The sequence below is a fragment of the Synechococcus sp. JA-2-3B'a(2-13) genome (assembly GCF_000013225.1).
Classification (GTDB): Bacteria; Cyanobacteriota; Cyanobacteriia; order Thermostichales; family Thermostichaceae; genus Thermostichus.
The window spans coordinates 2,804,233-2,823,359 of record NC_007776.1; the positions used below are offsets into that span (position 1 = coordinate 2,804,233).

A 19,127-nucleotide genomic window follows, 5' to 3' on the forward strand; every position below is an offset into this window, starting at 1 on the left:
GCGGCAAGCCCCGTCCTTCAGGGCAGGGAAGGATAGCGCGAACCGTAGCCTATATCGTTGTCATCACGCATAGGTCAAGAATACGATTGAGCGGTGCAACGACTTCAAGCCTTCAAGTACGAATTGCTGCCCAACGGCCAGCAGGAACGGCAGATGCGCCGCTTTGCTGGCTCCTGCCGGTTCGTCTACAACAAAGCACTGGCGTTGCAGAAGGAGCGTCACGAGCAAGGTCAGAAAAAGCTAGGCTATGCGGGCTTGTGCCAGCTGCTCACCGCGTGGCGCCACAGCGCAGATACGGCGTGGCTGGCGGATGCGCCGGTGCATCCGCTGCAACAGGCGCTCCAGGATTTGGAGCGAGCCTACAGCCACTTCTTCGCCCAGCGCGCCGGCTTCCCGAAGTTCAAGAAAAAAGGCCGGTCGGACAGTTTCCGTTATCCCGACCCCAAGCAAATCCAGCTGGACCAGGCCAACAGCCGCATCTTTCTGCCCAAACTTGGCTGGCTGCGTTATCGCAACAGCCGCGACGTGGTGGGCAAGGTCAAGAACGTCACCGTATCCAAGCACGCTGGCAAGTGGTTCGTGTCGATCCAGACCGAGCGGGAGGTTAATTGGCCTATTCCGCAGGGGGGCGCAGTGGGCATGGACATGGGCATTGCCCGCTTGGCTACCCTCTCGGACGGCACGTTCTACGCGCCCCTCAACAGCTTCAAGCGGCACGAGGCGCGCTTGCGCAAGGCACAGCAAGCGCTCTCCCGCAAAGTCAAGTTCAGCAACAACTGGAAGAAGGCAAAAGCCCGCCTCCAGCGTATTCATTCTCAGATGGCCAACGCCCGCCGCGACTTCCTGCACAAGGTCTCGACCGCGATTTGCAAAAGCCAGGCAATCGTGTGCATCGAGGACTTGCGGGTGCGGAATATGTCCAAGTTGGCGGCAGGGACAGCAGATGCTCCTGGGAAGAACGTCCGCGCCAAGTCAGCGTTAAACAAAGCCATTCTCGACCAGGGGTGGTATGAGTTCCGCTGCATGCTGGAGTACAAGCTGGCCTGGAAAGGCGGCAGGCTCATTGTCGTGCCGCCGCAGAACCCGAGCCGCACCTGTCCATGTTGCGGCCATGTTTCATCAGACAACCGCCAGACCCAAGCCTGGTTCGAGTGCGTGGCGTGCGGCTATGAGAATAACGCCGATCGCGGCAGCGGGCCGGAGGCCTTTCGCGGCAGCGGGCCGGAGGCCTTTCGCGGCAGCGGGCCGGAGGCCTTTCGCGGCAGCGGGCCGGAGGCCTTTCGCGGCAGCGGGCCGGAGGCCTTTCGCGGCAGCGGGCCGGAGGCCTTTCGCGGCAGCGGGCCGGAGGCCTTTCGCGGCAGCGGGCCGGAGGCCTTTCGCGGCAGCGGGCCGGAGGCCTTTCGCGGCAGCGGGCCGGAGGCCTTTCGCGGCAGCGGGCCGGAGGCCTTTCGCGGCAGCGGGCCGGAGGCCTTTCGCGGCAGCGGGCCGGAGGCCTTTCGCGGCAGCGGGCCGGAGGCCTTTCTGGTCGGTGCCATCAACATCCTTGCTCGCGGGATACAGCTGTTGCGAGACGAAGGGCAGGACACGACCGACGCTGCGGTCGGGATGCGGGTGGGTGAACCACCCGTGTCAGCCTGGATGGCCTGTGGATCGAACCGCACGGGCGGTCGGAAGCAGGAACCCGCCGAGACGACTGCGCAAGGAGCCATCCATGCGCAGCGTGGTAGGAATCTCCGGCCTTCAGGCCGGGGAGGATGTCAAGATTCCCGTTTGCGACAGCTTCAGCCCCTTTCTCAAAGGGAGAGAGGAGTTGAGGCGATGCACAGCCCGACTGGGAATGCTCCTCTTGGCTCAATTGGCTGATGAACCAGAATCCAGCCCCTGGAGTTGCTCCCACTGGGCGGGGGTAAAGGTGCGCAGGGCTAAAGCATGTAGGCGGCCATCCTGCAGGTAAGCTTTCAGGGCCTCATTCACCAGCCGGTGCTGTTTGATCAGGGGCAAGCCCTGGAATTGTTCCGCCACCACAATGGCCTGGAAATGGTGGCCATCGCCGACCGTGTCTTCCACCTGTACTCTCGCACCGGGCAGGGCGGCCCGTACCAACGCCTCAATTTCTCGTGGATCCATGCGCTGTTGTTCCCGTTGTCTCGTCGCGTCAGCGTTGCGGAGCAATAGTGTGTCCAAGCTCGAGATCCCGCCTTGGATCTCGACCTGCTCATCCATTACCCTAGATGGTTCCGGGGCAAAACGGGATCTCTTCCGGCCCACTGCAGGCGGTGGCCAGGCTGGGATGGCTCAGCACCAAGACCTCGGTGATGGGACCGCGTTTGTGGCCCTGGGCGTTGATGGCACGGCTGGCAGAGATGGTCTGGATGGGGTAATCCCGGTACAGTTCCCGCACAAAGGGGCAATCGGAATTGGAGAGCAGCACCTGCACGCCTCGGTCGGCCAATGTTCCAAACACTTCTCGCAGGCGGATCTGTTCCGCTTCGCCGAAGGCAAACCGGCTGTAGGCTGTGAAGCTGCTGCTGGCAGAAAGGGGATAGTAAGGGGGATCCAAATAGACGAAATCCCCGGGTTTGGCTCGTTCGAGCACCTGCCAAAACGGCTGCACCGCGATCTCCACGCCTTGTAAAACCCGTGCCACGGCCCGTAGGTTCTCCGCGTCGCAAATGCGGGGATTGCGGTAACGGCCCAAAGGGACATTGAACTCTCCCCGCGAGTTCTCCCGGTAGAGGCCATTAAAACAGGTCTTGTTCAGATACAGCAGGCGGGCAGCCCGTTGCGCCGGATCTTCAAATCGAGCCGCGCGGATGGTGTAGTAATAATCCCGGCTGTGGTGGGCTTGGTGGTGGCTGAGCAGGGCAATGATCTCCTCCACCTGATCCCGCACGCAGCAATACACGTTTACCAGCTCAGGGTTGATATCCGACAAAACAAAGTGTCGAGAACCCGATGGGATCCCTTGGGCCAGATGAAAAAAGACCGCTCCACCCCCCAAAAAGGGCTCGTGATAGGTGTTCCAGGCGCGAGGAAAAAAGGGTTCGTATTGGCTGAGCAGTTGCCCTTTTCCCCCTGCCCATTTTAGGAAGGGACGCGCTTTAACGGCTGGCTCCGCTGGGGTGGGTTCGCAGGAGTCGGGTACAGGGTTCCAGAGTTCTTCCCGCCGCAGAGCACGCCTATGTCCAAGAGAACAAGGGTGGGTCATCGTTGGTTCAGTGATCTGGATTCTCTTCCAGCAGCTTTTCTAGCGTCTCGATCCAATGCTCCAGCTCCTCCAGCGCCTGCAACACTCCCCCTGGGTCGCTCAGATCTGCCTGCAGCAGCTGGGTGGTTTCTGCCAAAGTCAGGGATCCGGGCGGGCTGGCCAACCAACGGAGGTAGTGGGGCAGAAAGTTGCGCGGAGAACTGTGATAGCGGCGGTGACAGGCCAAGGCCACCAGGCTGGCAAGGCTAGCCTGATAGGCACTAAAGGGGTGGAGAAACAGCTCCGGCATCCCCACCCAGTAAAACTGGTGTTCCGGCAACAGTTCCACCGCATCTCCGCACAGCTCTTGACACAGCTTCAACCACTCTTCGCTCACCCAAAGAGGATAGGTTGCCACATTTTCCCATGCGGGGAGCCCCGACCGATAGAGAATCAGCTCCAGCCGACTGATCAAGCTCTGGTAAAACACCGCCTGCAACTGGGCTTCCAAATGGTGTATCAACAGGGCCTGGGCCAACTGGAGGCTGCCGGAGCGTTCCCGCCAGCGCTGCGGAGCAGTTTGCCCCTCTGGGTCGTAAAGAGCAGGCCTGCCCATGCGAGGGGATCCCACTGCTGAGGCAACCAGGTGATCCAGGAGTATTTGCTGCAAAAAGACGGTGTGAGCCTGCACCCCCCACGCTCGCGGCAGCAGTGCGGAACTCCCCTGCATCTCCTCCAGATCCAGCCAAACTTGGGGATCCTCAGGCCGGAGCCGCTGGCTGATGATAGCAAGAACCTTCAACAGGAGCTCGCTCCCGCCGGATCCCGTTTCTCCCGACCTGGGCGAGAACTCCGTTTCGCCGGGGCGAAAGGCTGTGCCCGCTGCGCGATTGGGCTTGTCTGCCTCGATTGCCGAGCCGACTTCTAGCAGCCAGGGTTTGGCCTGGGCCGCACACTCGGGGCAGAAGTCCTGCAGGGCTGCCCAGATTAGAGAGGTGGCCTCAGCAGAGGTCAGGGGCGGCACGGGATCCCCCCAGGGCGCATGCAGATCGCAGATGCGAATGGAACGTCCCATTGTTCTGCTTTTGAGGCGGTAATAGTGCTGGAACAGGTCAAACCGATCGCGGATCCCTTCCAATAGGTTCTCCAAAAAGGTCTGAGTCAGGCCCTGGCGGGCCAGATACAGCTCGGCAGCAGAGTCATAGCCCCGCCATTGGGCCTCCCACAGGTGGTCGCGGATCAGGGTGCTGAGGATAAACCCACCCAGATCGGCATGGGCTTCTAGGTGTTGGACTAGCCGCTGGTAGGCCACCCAGCGGATCTCCGCGCTGGCGTGAGTTTGTAAGCTCTGCAGCTGGACAAGAGTGTGCTCTGGGAGCGCAGCAGGCGAGTTCAGGGTCACTTGCCACAACTGCCGCCAAGCTAACCTTCCTGTTGGGTACTGTTGGTGGAGCAGGCACTCCAGAGGCTCCGGTTGTTGGTGACCCCGCTGCTGCAGGAGGCGACACAAAAACTGGCGAAAGGGGCGCAGCTCCGGCTCGGCACAAGCAGCGGCCAAGGGATCCGAGGGCCGATCCTCTCGCTCCTGCGGCGTCTCAGCTGCGGGTTCGCCGAGGGGAACGGCGGTCAGGGATTGCAGTTCCAGGGGGAAAAACAACAGCTGGCTCTGCAGGGAGATGACCCGCTCCAGATCCCTCCAGCTGGGGTCTGCCTTCGTCCAGGCCATCTCTGGTTCGGCCTCAGCCGGGATCGCTGTTGGGAGGCTGCTGCTCTCGCAACCCTCGGCAAGATGGGCTGCCAGGGCGAGCGCCTGCGTCAGCTCCGACAACTCCTGCAGCGCCACCGCCAGCTCTGGCGGGCTGAGCTGGACCACCTGCCCCCGGTAGCGCTGGGCAAACTGCTGCACCTGCTCCTCCAGTTCATTCCAGGTTAGGGCGCGCTTTTTCCCAGAGCCAGAGAAACGCTCGAAAGGGGGTTCAGCAGCAGGAAAGACCACCGGCATCAGCCTCCTAGAGATGGGGTCGTCCCTCTGTTGGCTTGTCGGCAGAGGGGTGTGCCCGCCTTTTGACCTCTGCCAAAGGGCAAATGGCTGGGGAAATCTGGGTTGGAGGTGCAGGCTGCGATCAGAGGGATCCGGATCCCTGCTATCCCCCCCTGGGGGTTCCCATCCTGGTCAGAACATAGCCTCACCGCTGCTGTGCTGCGCAAAGGCGGCAGCAACAGCCAACCCAAGCCTGAGCCATTCGGCAAGCTCGGATCCGGGATCCCGCATTCATTAAAGACTGCGACTGCGAAAACCGACGTGCCTCCTTGGGGGCAGGAAAAACCTGAGATGATTGTGACATTCTCCTTGGGCAAATGCAGCCGGCAGCGTGGGGATCCCAATTTCGGCCAGGATACGTGTTGGGACAGAATAGGCCTGCGGCCACTTGTGCAAAGGGTAAAAGAACTATCCGAGGGAGGTGACTGCATTGTTTGCTCAAGTCACTGCTGCCGCTCTGCTGGGACTCCGGGCCGTGCAGGTTACGGTGGAGGTGGATGTGGGCGGTGGCTTGCCCCAGATCACCTTGGTGGGACTGCCCGATACTGCCGTTCAGGAGGCCAAAGAGCGAGTGCGGGCGGCGATCAAGAACTCCGGCTTTGCTTTACCCCAGCGGCGGATCATCGTCAACTTGGCCCCTGCCGATCTGCGCAAAGAGGGCCCCAGCTTCGATCTGCCCATTGCCATCGGGATCTTGGCGGCCTCCGGTGTGATCGAGGGGGAAGCGCTGGCCAACACCCTGATGGTGGGGGAATTGGCCCTAGACGGCACCCTACGCCCGGTGGCCGGGGTTCTGCCTATTGCCGCCAGCGCTGCCGAGATGGGGATCCGCCGCCTGGTGGTACCCCAGGAAAATGGGCCGGAAGGAGCGGTGGTGCAAGGGATCCAAGTGTATGGGCTGCCCTCCTTGGCGGCGGTGGTGGGCTGGCTGCAAAACCCAGAGGGAGTTGAGCCGGTGCGGATCCAGCCAGAACAGATGTTGCCAACCGAAACGGAACCCCTGCTGGATTTGGCCGATGTGAAGGGGCAAGAACATGCCCGGCGGGCTCTGGAGATCGCGGCAGCCGGCGGGCACAACCTGTTGCTGGTGGGCAGCCCGGGAGCGGGCAAGACCATGCTGGCGCGGCGACTGCCCGGCATTCTGCCCCAGCTGCAGTGGGAAGAGATGTTGGAGATCACCCGCATCTACTCGGCAGCCGGCCTGTTGCGGCAAAACCTGCACCTGGGACGCCAGACCCCCCTGATCGCCCAGCGGCCCTTTCGCGCTCCCCACCATTCGGCTTCGGCAGTGGCGCTGGTGGGTGGCGGCCCCTACCCCAAGCCCGGGGAAATCTCGCTGGCCCACCATGGCATCCTGTACCTGGATGAGCTGACGGAATTCCGGCGGGAGGTGTTAGAGGTGCTGCGCCAACCCCTGGAAGATGGCAAAGTCACCATCTCCCGCGCCCGCGTTTCCCTAGAGTTTCCCGCCCAAACCACCCTGGTGGCCTCCACCAACCCCTGTCCCTGCGGCTTCTACGGGGATCCCGTTCACCCCTGCACCTGTACGCCGCAACAGCGGGAGCGCTACTGGTCCAAGCTCTCCGGCCCGCTGCTGGATCGCATCGACCTGCAGGTGCGGGTCAACCGCCTTAAGCCGGAAGAAATTGTCCGCGCCCAGGGCGGCGAATCTTCCCAAGCGGTGCAGCGGCGGGTGGAGCGGGCACGACAACGGCAGCGGCAGCGCTTTCAAAACGAGCCTGGGATCCACTGCAACGCCCAGATGCAATCCCGCCACCTGCGGCAGTGGTGCTCCCTTTCGGATCCCTGTCGCAAGCTCTTGGAAAGCGCCATCCAAAAGTTGGCCCTGTCTGCGCGGGGGAGCGACCGCATCCTCAAGGTGGCCCGCACCATCGCCGATCTCGAGGGCGCGGAGGCCATTGCCCCCACCCACATTGCCGAAGCGATTCAATACCGCAGCCTGGATCGCGCTCGGCTGTAAAGCCCAAGCGCTCGGCGCCGCTGACGCGACCACCCCTAGCCCCCCTCCCAGATAGGGTTTCCCTCACTGCCAGAGCTCCGGTCTGTCCTACGGGATCCCATCCCCTGTTTTGCTGGGAAAAAGCTGCCCCCCTTGCACCTGAAGGATTTGGGCGGCTTTGAGCCAGCCGGCGTCAAAGGATCCCAGGTGGGTGGTGGTAACCAAGGTTTGCACGCGCTCCTGAATGGCTTCCAAGAGTTGGTTTTGCCGGTGCAGATCCAGCTCGGCCAGCACATCGTCCAACAGCAGCAAGGGCGGATCCCTGACCACCTGCTCGATCAGCTCCAGCTCCGCCAATTTCAGAGCCAAAACCAGAGTGCGCTGCTGGCCTTGGGATCCATAGGCGCGGGCGGCAACTCCGTTAATGCACAGCTCCACTTCATCCCGATGGGGGCCCACCAGAGAGCTGCCCAGGGAGTGTTCGGCGGCGGCTTTGGCGCGGATCTCGGCCAAAAACTGGGCTTGGATCACTTCGGGGCTGGCCTGGGGATCCGGCAGGGGCACTTGGGGTCGATAGGTAAGGGTCAGGGTTTCCCGTCCACCGCTAATGACCCGGTGCCAGTGAGCAGCCAAAGGCTCCAGCCGTTGCAGCAGCCGGGCACGACGGCGCATGATCCGGCTACCGGTGGTGGCCAGTTGGGCATCCCAGAAGTCCATCTGCGAGAACTTGTCGCCGGCAGCCGCGGGATCCTGCTTCAGCAGGGCGTTGCGCTGCCTGAGGATCTGGCGATACTGCTCCACCAGGCCGAGGTAAGCTGGCTCCAGCTGCAGCAACACCCCATCCAACCAATTGCGCCGCGCCTCTGGCCCCCCTCGCACCAGCTCCAGATCCAGGCTGGAGAACACCACGGCATTCACCTGTCCCAAAAAGTCCGCCTGGCGGCGCAGCACCTGCCCGTCCACCTTCAGGGATCGCCTGCCGCTGCTGCGCAGCTCCATCACCAGCTCGTGGGCCACCCCCAGCCGTTCAACCGTGGCGGCAATCTGGGCTTGTCGCTCCTCTTGGTATACCAGCTCCCGATCCCGGCTGGCCCGCCGCGAGCGCAAGGTGGCCAACAGCTCCACCGCTTCCAGCAGGTTGGTCTTGCCCTGGGCGTTCTCCCCCACCAGGATGGTTTTGGGCGCGTCAAAGGTGATCTCTTGATCCCGGTAGTTGCGAAAGTGGCGCAGGTGCAGAGAACGCAGGTACACTAAGGGCAGATGTAAAGACGCGATCAATATCTAACCAAGAACAGCCCCCGCTTTGGGGGCTTTCACTTTGACCCAACTGCAGCAGGGGCAAGAGAAGGTAGAGGGGTTAACCCCGAAGACTCAGCCAGCAGGGATCCCTTCTATCCCCAGTTCCGGGTAGGCCAGATCAGCGCCTGGTCAGGGTAGTCATCCCCCCGAGGCGCTCAGCCGCCAACAGGTGTAGGGCAGCGCGGGCGGAGTAGCGGGCAGCTTTGCTACGGCTGTAGTCGGCGAAGGTGTAGCTGCTGGGATCCGTATTCACGTTGCTCAACAGGTTCTGCACTTGATTCTGCAGGTCAGAGACGCTGCCGGAGTTGATGTTGGCGAAGGCCATCTCCGCTTGCAGCCGGCTGAGGTACTCCTGAGCCCGGAAAGGGGCCTCGAAGAAGGAACGGCCAGGGCGGCCCATAAAACCCAGCTCCGCCTCATAGAGAACTTTGGCTGCTTTGGCTAAGTTTTCCGCTGCTTTGGCCTGCTCGCGGGCGGCGAAGAAGTTCCCCGCCTCAAGTGAGGCTTGGGCGTTGGTGAAACTCTCCTGGCCGTGTTCCAAAAGGCGGGCAGCCTCTGGGGAAGACCCCCGCTGAGAGAGGAAGCTGGCTTCGGCCAGGTGTCGCTGCGCCTTAGCCAGATCGCGGCTGGCTCGCTCAAGATCCCGCGGGCGCTGCCAAGTTGGCTGTACCTGAAGGGGAGCTGTGGCTTCAGGAGCAGAGCGTCTGCCCCGCTGGGCTTGCGCCGGGGATCCCAGCACCAGGGGGGTGAGCAGAGCCAAAATCAGCAGAGAACAACCCAGAGCGCGAGCAAAAGAGGAACGAATCGTCATTGGTCATAGACTCCAATCGACAGGACAAGCCGGTTTGGGTTATCGCGGCTCATCTTGAGAATGGCGGAGAAAAATGACGTTGAAGATGACAAGGGCAGCTCTACCGTAAATATCGATCCCTCTCCCACTTGGCTGGCCACTCGCAGGGATCCCCGATGGGCGGTGACGATCTGCTGGGACAAGGCCAGGCCCAGACCGAACCCACCCGTATGGCGAGCACGGGTTTCATCCACCCGGTAAAACCGCTCAAACAGATGGGGCAGATGCTCGGGGGGAATGCCAATGCCTGTATCCTTGACGTGGAGGTAAGCGCGCTGGCGCTGGCTTTCCAGGCTCACCTGCACTGTGCCGCCTGCAGGGGTGTACTGCAGGGCATTGCGCAGTAGGTTCTCGATGGCCTGCCGCAGCAGGGCAGCGTTCCCCCGCACAAGCCAACCCCCAGAAAGATCCGTCTCAGGCAGGTGGCATTGCCAGTGAAGGCCAAGGGCCTCAGCTTGGGGGCGGTATTGCTCGCTCAGCTCCTGCAACAGCGCTCGCAAATTCAGAAGCGGCAGATCCTCCAGGGGCAGGGATCCCTGCTGGCGGGCCAACTGCAGCAAGGTATCGATCAGCACGCTGAGGCGGCGGGCACCGCTCACCACCTTTTCCAGGCGAGGTTGAGCTTGTTCCGGGGCCAGCAGAGCCATTTGAGCATTGCTCATCAGGGCGGCCAGGGGGGCGCGCAACTCGTGGGAAGCATCGGCAGTGAAGCGTTGCAACTGCTCGTAGGAGCGACGAATCGGCTGCATCGCCAGCCCCCCCAAGATCCAGCCGGCCCCGCCGATCAACGCCAGCGTCAGCGGGATCCCGATCCCCAACCCCCAGCGCAAGCGACCCAGGGTAAGTTGCAGCGGTTCCAGGGGCACCGCCAGTTGCAAGTAGCCCAGTAGCTTTTCCTCCTGCTGCACCGGCAGCGTGAGCTGGCGCAACAGTAAGCCGCTCTCTCCTTCCACCGTTTGGAAACCCAGTTGGAGATGGTGAGGCGGGCCATCCAAGTCAAACAGCTCCAGAGGAGGCCGGGATCCCGTGTACTGGCGCAGGGATCCCAAGCTTTCCCTTCCGGTGCCGGGAGCAGGATCGAACCAGCGCACATAGGCCAAGTGATGGTCGAGGGGTTGGGTTTTCCCCCCCAAAAAGGGCACCTCGTTCAACACCAACCGCCACTGCCCCTGGCGCAGCTCGTACTTAATGGCTGCCGCCATGATCCCGGCCTGAACCTGCAGCTCCTCGTCAAAAGCCTGCAACTGGTTCTCCACTTCCAAGCGGTAGAAGACGGCGGCAAACACCAGCAGGATCCCCCCCATGACCCCGGCAAAGCTGCGGGCCAAGCGACGGCGGCTGTGGTGAAACACCAGGGATCCCGTCCCTCTTGTCGCAGCCTTCTGCCCCAGGTGCGGCTGAAGGGGGTGTGCCAGGGAAACCCAGTTCCAGCCCAGCCATGGGAGAGAATGCTTGTGTTCAGCTCTTTTCACCTCCATCGCCACCCCCTAGAAACTGCTTTCATGGGTTCTCTTCTGGAGAGGCTATGCGCAGCCGGTACCCCTGGCCATACACCGATTCCAGCCAATCTTGGGCCTCCACCTCTTTTAACCGTAGCCGCAACCGCCGCACCAACGCAGCCACGGCATTGCTCTCCGGCTCACAGCCCCATTCCCACACCGCCTGCTCGATCTGGCCCCGACTGAGCACCTGGTTGGGATGGCGCATCAGGTATTCCATCAATTGAAACTCCTTGCCCGAAAGCTGTACCTGCCTCCCCTGCCGCTCTAGGGTCAGGCTGGCCAAGTGCAAGTGCAGGGATCCCAGGCTGAGGCTGTCTCCTTGCCATTGGTGGGAACGGCGTCCCAAAGCCCGCACCCGTGCCAGCAGCTCCACCAGATCCACCGGCTTGACCAAATAGTCGTCCGCCCCCGCATCCAACCCCTGCACCACATCCGATGTTGCGTCTTTGGCAGTTAACATCAGCACCGGCGCACATCCCCCCGATTGGCGGTATTGCCGACAGAGCTGGATCCCGCTTGGCCCCGGCAGCATCCAATCCAAAATCAGGAGATCATAGGCTTTCTCCTCCATCAGCCAGGCAGCCATCTCCCCTTCCTTGGCACAGTCAACCACGTGGCCGCACTTGGACAGGGCAGCCTGTAAAAGCTCCAACTGTTCCGGGTCGTCCTCCACCAGCAAAATTCGCATCGTCCTGTGCGCCGTTGACCAAGACGGCCAGTTCCCACTGCCCAGGCTAGGATGGATCACGGAAATAGCCCTCTGCAAGGGAGAGAACAACGGTGGGGTGGCCCAAAATCCATCGGTGGCAAGATCTAGGGTTTGATTTTTGGCTGGTGCTGCCCTTGGCAGGGCTTCTTTTTGTGGCGGGGGGAGAGTGGGTGACGGGCCAAGCGCTGAGCCGTCCTCGCCGGCTAGAGCAACCTTTGGCGATTCGCAGCCAGCAACAAGCCACCTTGGCTCTGGATATTCTTTCCATTCAGGCGGAGATCCGCCGCTCCCGTGGCTACACTAAGGTGGAGGTGACTACCACCAATCCCCACCTGCGCAAGCTGGAATTTGAATTTCCACAACTGGATCCAGACCAGGTGTCGGCTCAGATTGCCCAAGAGCTTGGCCTTGCTCCCGAGCAAGTGCAGCGCCTGACCCGCTATAGCTTGGACTAGAGCATGACTCTAGTCAATAATAAGCTCAACTATACTGAAAATAATGTATAATATGTTCAGTACGGATTACTACCAGTTGATCTTTCTGTTTACTTTCGAGTCTGCCAACATGGTAGCCAAAGCAAAGCAGAAAATTGGTAGTAAGACGACACGGAAACTGCGCTTTGGGTATTCTACTCAAAGCTTTGCGGGATACCGCCATTCTGTTTGGAAACAAACAGAATGCTATCGCTGCATAGTTGAACAGTGATGTTCAGCAGTGTTCAGCGTAAATGTATCAGACACTCCAAGTCCGTTCAAAAAATGCGGGCTAACTGCTCGCAGGCAACTCTAATTTTCTCCAAGCTACCGGGATTGACCAAGCCGTAGTAGTCAAATCCATAAACTTTCCCAGTTTGGACGGCTTGCAACCGATTCCAAAAGGGGCGGGAACGGAAAAACGCCAAGGGATCCGCCGCCTCCGGGTTGACCACCAGCAGAACTTCTGGGTTGGCTTCCAGGATGCGCTCTGCCGAAAGGGTGACGTAGCCCCGAAAAGGCCCTTGGCTTTGCAAGGTAGCGGTGAGATTGTCCGCGCCAAAGCGTTCCAGCAGATCCCCGGCCCAGCTTTGCCGGTTGGGAGAAAGAATCGGCTGGGTGCCCACCAAGAGCAAGGTTTTGGGTCGAACGCGGGGCAGTTCCTGGGGCAAAAGGGATCCATACTGCCGCAGCAAGGGATCGGGATCCGCCCCCAAAGCAGCAGCCAGGGTGGCAATCGTCTCTTCCAAAGCAGCCCAACTGTCCACGCGGGTGAGGTAGGTGGGGATCCCCAGCTCCTGCAGCCGTTCTGCCAGAGCCTCGTGAAAGCCACTGGCCCCCACCACCCAGTCCGGTTGTAGGGCCACAAGCTGCTCCAGGTTGGGTTGGTTGCCCAGCCCCAGGCGGGTCAAGCCTTGGAAGCGGGGATCCTCCTCCAACAAACGACCGGCAGGGATCCCCACCAACCTATCGGGGGCCAAGCGATAGAGGATATCGGCAGTCAAGGTGGTGAGGCTGGCTACCCGACGAAAAGGACTCTGTCTCGCTGACAGGAGTGGCTCCTGAGGGATCCGACCTTGGGCTTGGGCCAAACGCCCCATTCCCCAGGCCCCCACGCTGGCCAGACCAAAGGCGAACAGTTGACGGCGAGAAAGACGAGACAGCATAGACAATCTCCAAAACAATTCCCAAACAGCAATCAATTGAGGGTGAACTGGATGGGCACCACCACCCAAGACTCGATGGGGGCGTTGTTTCTCAAGGCCGGGCTGAATTCCCACCGCTGCACCGCCTCCTGCGCTGCCCTATCCAGGGCGGGAAACCCACTGGAAGAGGCGATCTCCACCTGCTGCACCTGCCCCTGGGCATTGACCTTGGCCCGCAGCAGCACCTGCCCCTGTTGGCCGAGACGGCGAGCTTGAGGAGGGTAGGGGGGCGGAGGATTGCGACCGGGGATCGGGCGGGCCAGGATGTCCGGCTGAGGATTGGCAGCCACTGCCGGTGGGGAGGGGCTGGGGGTGGGAGCCGCCGTTCCAGGTGTCGGGGCAAAGGAATGGAGTTGAGCTGCACCTGTCCTGCTAGGTGTCCCGGTTTCAGGATCCCTTGGCCCCAATCTGCTCTCGCTGCCGGGGGAAGGCGGAGCGGCGGCAGTCTTTACGCTGGAACGGATCCCTTGGATCAAGGGGGTAAAGCGGGGCAGAGGGGTGCTTGAGGTAACCGGGGCGGAGGTGAGTGGAGTCGCTGTAGAGGTGGGGGTAACCGCCGGAGTTGGGGTGGGCTGTTGTGGCGGAGGAGTGGGTTGCGGGGTGGCTGTCGGTAATGGGGTCAGTGGAGGAGTAGGGGTGGGTTCTGGCTTTGCCGTGGGAATGGGTGTAGGGGTCGGTGGAGGCGTAGGGGTCGGAGTTTGCAGGGCCAGCAAAGATTCAGCCTCCGGGATGGCTGGCATCTCGATCTCTTGGGGCACAGGCTCCGGTGGGGATAGATCGTCTGCAGGGGGCGATTCCGGGGCCGGGCCGGGCGGCTCTGCTGTTGGCTCTGGTGGGAGAGATTCTATGGATTCTGAATCCGGTTCGAGCAACTGTGGCTCGGGATCCTCCAGCAAAAGCGTGACTGGGATCCGGAGTTCTGCGTCTGATAAAGGCCGGGATCCCCACCAAGCCAGCCCCAGCAGCGCCATCAGGTGCAAGAGGAGGGAAATCAACCCCTCCCGGCGCAGCGGTCGGGGATCCCTGGCTCGCAGGTGGAGGACGGTCCCCGGCGGATCTTCCCCCTCCTGGCAAGCTGTCCAGAGGGCAGCCCAGCTATAGCCGGCCACCCAAGCCTCTTGCAGCAGCTCCTCGGCACACTCCAGCCAGCCGCTCTCTCTTGCGCCAGCCCAAAGCCACAACGCCAACCAAGCCAGCCCCGCCTCCCAGGCCATGCCCGCCTGCTGCCAATACCACCCCTGCAGTCGCCACAAAAGCTGGGGACAGGACTTCCGAAGAAGAGAGAGGGATCCCTTGGGGGTGCGGGCAGGTGGCTCGGCAAGCATCGGTTAGAGCAGGATCCAGAGTAAACACGGCCTCAGGTCTTGGCCCCTAAAACCGGGTGGAAAAACTGAGCGCAGCATGCCGTCCCGGCTGGGCCCGCCGTTCCACTTCAGGGCCGACAAAGAGAGAGCGGGTTTCGGAGTAGAGAAAATACTTTTCATCAAAGAGATTGAACACCCCGAAATTCAATTGCCAGTTGTCGTCCAGGTTGTAGTAGCCCAGCAGATCCACCACGGTGTAGCCCTTGGGCACAAACGGAATTTGAGGTGGAGCGTTGGGGTTCGGTTGCACTACCTCCCGTTGCGGGTCGCGGGGATCCGCCACCAGCGTGGCCACCAACCTGGCTCCCCAGATCTGGCTGGGATCGTCGTAGTGCAGTCCCAGTACTGCCGTCAGTGGCTCAATGGAAAGGAGGGGTTTGTTTTCGGTGAGGTTATCCCCCACCGCCCAGGCAAAGCTGCCATTGAGGCTCCAGCCGGTCAAATCGGGGCTGAAGAAGTACTGCCCGGTGGCTTCTACACCATAGATGCGGGCCCGACTGACGTTCTGGCTCTGAAAGAGAGTCACCGGTGGAGGTGGCGGGCTCCCTGGCGGGCCGGGGGGTGAAGGCTCGGATCCCACCTCCCGGAAAGCCTCGATAAAGTCGTTGTAGGTGTTGTAGTAGGCGGCCAAGCTAAAGCTGGCCTGGGGGTAGATCCCCCGCAACCCCACTTCAAAGCCTTGGCTAGTTTCCGGTCGCAAGTTGGGATTGGAAAGGGTGCGGTAGCGGAAGAAGGGGCTGACCAGGTTGGTGAAGCCGCTGTTGATTTCGTTGTACTGAGGGGCCCGAAAACCGGTGTTGTACTGGGCCGTAAAGGTGAGGTTGGGATTAATCCTCCACACCAGGCCCACCTTGGGAGAAATGGCATCGGCAAACAGGCTGGCGGCTTCTGCCCCACTTTTCAAGAAGGCTTCGTCAGGGCTGGGGGTGAGGCGGTAGGTGTCGTAGCGGATGCCGGGGATGAGGGTAAAGTTGCCGCCCCCAAAGTCGATCTCATCTTGCAAATACAGCCCAAAGCGCACGGTATCGGAGTCGGGAAAATCTTTGGTGGGAAAAGTGTCCGGGGGGATGTTTTGGGTGACTGCCCCGGTCAGCAGGTTGGTTTGGAAGCGGTTGCGGGGACGTTCGTTGCGGGTGGTGGAGATCTCCATTCCATACACCAAGCGGTGGGAGAGATCCCCGGTTTGGAAGCGGCTCTGGGCCTGTACGCTGGCTCCCAGAATGTTGCTGACCAGCTCGTTGAAGGTATCCCGACGCACAGGCACGGGCCGACCTTGTACCGTGAGGGTGCGTTCTTCCACGCTGGGCTCCTGGGTGCGGGCCGGCTGGTAGTAGATCTGGACGGTGGCCAGCTCAAAAGCGGGGGTATCGGGGTTGGCGTAGCGATATTCCAAGCTGAGGCGGCTGCGCTCGGTCTCAATGGTCTCCCTGAAAAAGCGGATGCCGGGATCCAGGTTGCGGGGCGAAAAGGTGGTGGTGGTGCGGTTGTGGAAGTATTCCGCCGTCAGGGTGAGGCTGTCAAAGGGACTGAAGCGATAGACCAGCTTGGCCAGAACATTGTCTCCCTCCACCGTCTGCCGATCCTTGAAACTGGGATCCGCCTGGATATCCGGCTCTCTGGCGTCGCGGCGAGTGTAGATGAGCAGGGCCTCTAAGTTATCCTGCCGACCCGCCAAGCTGAGGGTGTTGACGTACCCTTGGTTTTTGCTGTCGTACTGGCTGGACAGGCCCACATGGCTGTCCCGTTCCCCCAGCAGATCGGCTGGATCCAGGGTGGTATAGGTCACCACACCCCCCAGCGCGTCGCTGCCGTAGAGGGTGGAGGCGGGGCCGCGGATAATTTCTACAGTTTTCAAGGCCTCCAGCTCAAAGGTATCCCGGCCAATGGTGAAGGGGCCGAAGGAAAATCGCTCCGGCTGGCGGATCCCATCCACCTGGATCAACACCCGGTTGGCGTCGAGGCCGCGGATGTTGAAGTCCTGCAGGCCGTAGCGAACGCTGCGCCGCACGCTCACCCCCGGCTCGTAGCGCACCAGATCCTGAATGTTTTGAACCAGCTCCCGCCGCAACCGCTCCCGGTCGATGACGGTAATGCTGGCGGGCGAGTCGGCCAAGGTGCGCTCGGTGCGAGTACCGGTTACGGTGACCTGTTGCAGGTTAAAGATCGGCGTGCCTTCCTGCTGGAGAGCCCGAAGCTCGGCCTGTAGCCGCTCCACCTCTGCCTGATCCCCCCGCTGGCGGGCAGCTTCGATTTGCGCCTTCAGCTCCCTAATCTGCTCTGGCAGGGTGGTCGGTGCAGGGGTGGCCTGGGCCAACAGCGGCGGAGTTGTCGAATCAGGGATCCGGGCATTGGGCTGAGCCTGGGACAGGGATCCCCAGCCCACTCCCAAACTCAACCCCAAACTCACCACCCGCCACCAACGACCGTTCATGCGCATAACCTCTCAGACTCCTCAAATCCACCCCAGGAAAAACTCACTGCAAAACCGGACAAACCCTCCCTCAGCACCCTGACACCGGCAGGGAGAGGAGCCTTGCTGCCGCTGGAGCTGTGCTGCGCAGGGGGCAAAGCTGTGGCCCTACCGGAGTCGAGATCCACTCCACCTCCAGGCCAAACACCTGTCGCACCCGGCTGGGGGTCAACACCGCCAAGGGAGACCCCAGGGCCTGCATCTGGCCGGATCCCAGCAAGGCAATCTGCTCGCTGTAGCGAATGGCCAAATTCAGGTCGTGCAGCACCGTAACTACCGTCAGGCCCTGCTCCTGCTTCAGCCGTTGCAACAGCTCCAGCAGCTCCAGTTGGTGGCGCAGATCCAAAAAGGTGGTGGGCTCATCCAACAGCAACACCTGCGGCTCCTGCACCAAAGCCAGCGCCAGAAAAGCCCGTTGCCGCTCTCCCCCCGAGAGGGTTTCCACCCGCCGCAGCGCCAGGGATCCCAGTCCTGCTTGCTCCAGAGCCCACTCCACCCGCTGCCGATCCGCCGGCGTCAACTGCCACGCCCACCAGGGCTGGTGGGGAGAACGCCCCAGACTCACCAATTGCCGCACCGTTAGCCCTGCCGGGAGCCGCTGCTGCTGGGGCAAAAGAGCCAACTGCCGGGCCACCTGCTTTGGAGTGAGTTGAGCGTGCAGATCCCGACCGCCCAAGTACACGCGCCCAGCTTGGGGAATCAGAACCCGACTCAACAGTCGCAGCACCGTCGATTTGCCGGAACCATTGGGGCCGACAATGCTCAGCCATTCCCCCTGTTGCACGCTGAAGCTCACCTGTCGCACCACCGTCCGGGATCCGTAGCCCCCGCTCAAGTCCTCGACCTGCAGGATGGGCTCTCTCATCGCCCTGCCCCCTGCTGCCGCAGCAGCCAGCCGAAAAAGGGAGCCCCCATCACAGCGGTGACAATCCCCACCGGCAGCTCTATCGGGCCCAAACGGCTCAGGATGTCGGCACCGCTCAGCAGGGTCGCCCCTGCCAAGGCAGAAAGGGGCAACAGCCAGCGGTAATCGGATCCCACCCCCTGCCGCACCATGTGGGGCACCACCAAACCGACAAAGCCGATCAACCCCCCCACACTGACGGCGGTTGCCGCCAGCCAAGCCGCCACCAGACCAATCACCACCCGCGTCCGCGCCAGAGGGATCCCCAAGCTCACCGCCATCTCTTCCCCCAAGCTCAGCAGGTTTAAAGCCCGCGCCTGCCCCCATCCCAATCCCAAGCCGACCAGGATATACGCCCCGGCCACCTGCACCTCTGGCCAGCCCCGCCCGCTCAAGCTGCCGATCAACCAGGTGAGAGCCACCTGCACCCGGTCATCTGCCATCAACAACAAGGTGGAGCTAATGGCCCCAAACAGGGCGCTGACGGCCACCCCCGCCAAGATCAGCCGCTCCACCGCCAGTCCCGAGGGAGTACGCGCCAACCCGTACACCAACACGGTAGTCAGCACCCCGCCCACCCAAGCGGCCAGGGGCACCCAAGCCGTCCACTCTCCCAAGGTGAGCAACCCCACCGCCGCCAGGCCCGCCCCCGCCGAAATGCCCAGCAGGTAGGGATCCGCCAGCCCATTGCCCAGCATCCCCTGCAACAGGGCCCCTGCCATCCCCAGAGCCGCCCCCAGCAACTGGGCCAAGAGCGCCCGCGGCAGCCGCAACTGCCAAACAATCGTCTGCCGAATGGGATCCCCCTGCCCCCACAGGGCTTGCCAGAGTTCTGGGAAAGTCATGGGAACGGATCCCAAAGCAATCGAGACCAAAAGTACTAGGAAAATGAAACTCAATAGCAAACAGGTCAAACCGATTGGCGAGAGCAGCCGCTTTCTTTGCCCCCAGCCTCTGCCCCCCTCAACCTCTGTATACGGACACTCGCGATCGACCAGCACCGGGAAAACCTCTCGAGCTTTGCCCAGGAAGAGAGCCTTCTGAGGCCAAGAAACCCCCTCCGCCCGCAAGGGCGGGATGGAAAACTCAGCCAAGTTGGCCAGGCCTCCCTCCCGAGCTTTATTGAAAGTCAAACTCAACAAAACGTAGTCGCTAGAATAGCA

Annotated in this window: 15 protein-coding genes; 3 read left to right on the forward strand and 12 right to left on the reverse strand. The window is 61.8% G+C overall.

The window, feature by feature from the left end; all coding sequences use genetic code 11:
- Window positions 1-93: 93 nt before the first annotated feature.
- The gene (locus CYB_RS12930; protein ID WP_011434255.1) at window positions 94-1,863 is read left to right on the forward strand and encodes an RNA-guided endonuclease InsQ/TnpB family protein; all 1,770 of its coding nucleotides are present in this window, start codon (window positions 94-96) and stop codon (window positions 1,861-1,863) included.
- On the opposite strand, the gene CYB_RS12935 is transcribed toward CYB_RS12930, so the two are convergent.
- The 3 genes from CYB_RS12935 to CYB_RS12945 form a co-directional block, all read right to left on the reverse strand.
- Complete coding sequence (locus tag CYB_RS12935) at window positions 1,852-2,127, reverse strand: BolA family protein (protein ID WP_011434256.1); 276 nt, start codon at window positions 2,125-2,127, stop codon at window positions 1,852-1,854. The two genes, CYB_RS12930 and CYB_RS12935, sit on opposite strands and share 12 nt — an antisense overlap.
- Window positions 2,128-2,227: 100 nt before the next feature.
- Window positions 2,228-3,208 carry a DNA adenine methylase gene (locus tag CYB_RS12940; RefSeq protein ID WP_011434257.1) on the reverse strand — a complete coding sequence of 327 codons (981 nt, stop codon included), beginning with the start codon at window positions 3,206-3,208 and terminating at the stop codon, window positions 2,228-2,230.
- Window positions 3,209-3,215: 7 nt separating this feature from the next.
- Window positions 3,216-5,189, reverse strand: coding sequence for a M3 family oligoendopeptidase (locus CYB_RS12945; RefSeq protein WP_011434258.1), 1,974 nt, complete (start codon window positions 5,187-5,189; stop codon window positions 3,216-3,218).
- Between the two features lie 469 nt (window positions 5,190-5,658).
- Between CYB_RS12945 and CYB_RS12950 the strand changes: the two genes are divergently transcribed.
- Entirely contained in the window at window positions 5,659-7,209 is a 1,551-nt protein-coding gene (locus CYB_RS12950) for a YifB family Mg chelatase-like AAA ATPase (RefSeq protein ID WP_011434260.1), read from the forward strand.
- 87 nt (window positions 7,210-7,296) lie between these two features.
- Here CYB_RS12950 and recF read toward each other — a convergent pair whose 3' ends face one another.
- From recF to rppA, 4 genes are all read right to left on the reverse strand, one after another.
- On the reverse strand, window positions 7,297-8,439 hold the full coding sequence (gene recF, locus CYB_RS12955) for a DNA replication/repair protein RecF (protein WP_011434261.1): 1,143 nt from the start codon (window positions 8,437-8,439) through the stop codon (window positions 7,297-7,299).
- Window positions 8,440-8,605: 166 nt separating this feature from the next.
- The gene (locus CYB_RS12960) at window positions 8,606-9,298 is read right to left on the reverse strand and encodes a hypothetical protein (protein ID WP_011434263.1); all 693 of its coding nucleotides are present in this window, start codon (window positions 9,296-9,298) and stop codon (window positions 8,606-8,608) included.
- Window positions 9,295-10,809, reverse strand: coding sequence for a sensor histidine kinase (locus CYB_RS12965; protein WP_202943703.1), 1,515 nt, complete (start codon window positions 10,807-10,809; stop codon window positions 9,295-9,297). Before CYB_RS12965 ends, CYB_RS12960 begins: the two co-directional genes overlap by 4 nt.
- A 28-nt stretch (window positions 10,810-10,837) precedes the next feature.
- On the reverse strand, window positions 10,838-11,527 hold the full coding sequence (gene rppA, locus CYB_RS12970; RefSeq protein ID WP_011434265.1) for a two-component system response regulator RppA: 690 nt from the start codon (window positions 11,525-11,527) through the stop codon (window positions 10,838-10,840).
- Between the two features lie 92 nt (window positions 11,528-11,619).
- On the opposite strand from rppA, the gene CYB_RS12975 reads away from it, so the two are divergent.
- Window positions 11,620-12,003 (forward strand): hypothetical protein, encoded by a 384-nt coding sequence (locus CYB_RS12975; RefSeq protein ID WP_011434266.1) that lies wholly within the window; start codon window positions 11,620-11,622, stop codon window positions 12,001-12,003.
- Window positions 12,004-12,299: 296 nt separating this feature from the next.
- Here the strand turns inward: CYB_RS12975 and CYB_RS12980 are convergent, their stop codons facing one another.
- From CYB_RS12980 to CYB_RS13000, 5 genes are all read right to left on the reverse strand, one after another.
- Entirely contained in the window at window positions 12,300-13,187 is an 888-nt protein-coding gene (locus tag CYB_RS12980) for an ABC transporter substrate-binding protein (RefSeq protein ID WP_011434267.1), read from the reverse strand.
- 32 nt (window positions 13,188-13,219) lie between these two features.
- Window positions 13,220-14,551, reverse strand: a complete 1,332-nt coding sequence (locus CYB_RS12985) for an energy transducer TonB (protein ID WP_011434268.1) — start codon at window positions 14,549-14,551, stop codon at window positions 13,220-13,222.
- A 46-nt stretch (window positions 14,552-14,597) separates the two neighbouring features.
- On the reverse strand, window positions 14,598-17,021 hold the full coding sequence (locus tag CYB_RS12990) for a TonB-dependent hemoglobin/transferrin/lactoferrin family receptor (protein WP_238376808.1): 2,424 nt from the start codon (window positions 17,019-17,021) through the stop codon (window positions 14,598-14,600).
- A 70-nt stretch (window positions 17,022-17,091) separates the two neighbouring features.
- Window positions 17,092-17,925, reverse strand: coding sequence for an ABC transporter ATP-binding protein (locus tag CYB_RS14155; RefSeq protein WP_011434270.1), 834 nt, complete (start codon window positions 17,923-17,925; stop codon window positions 17,092-17,094).
- Complete coding sequence (locus CYB_RS13000; protein ID WP_011434271.1) at window positions 17,922-18,965, reverse strand: FecCD family ABC transporter permease; 1,044 nt, start codon at window positions 18,963-18,965, stop codon at window positions 17,922-17,924. Before CYB_RS13000 ends, CYB_RS14155 begins: the two co-directional genes overlap by 4 nt.
- Window positions 18,966-19,127 lie beyond the last annotated feature (162 nt).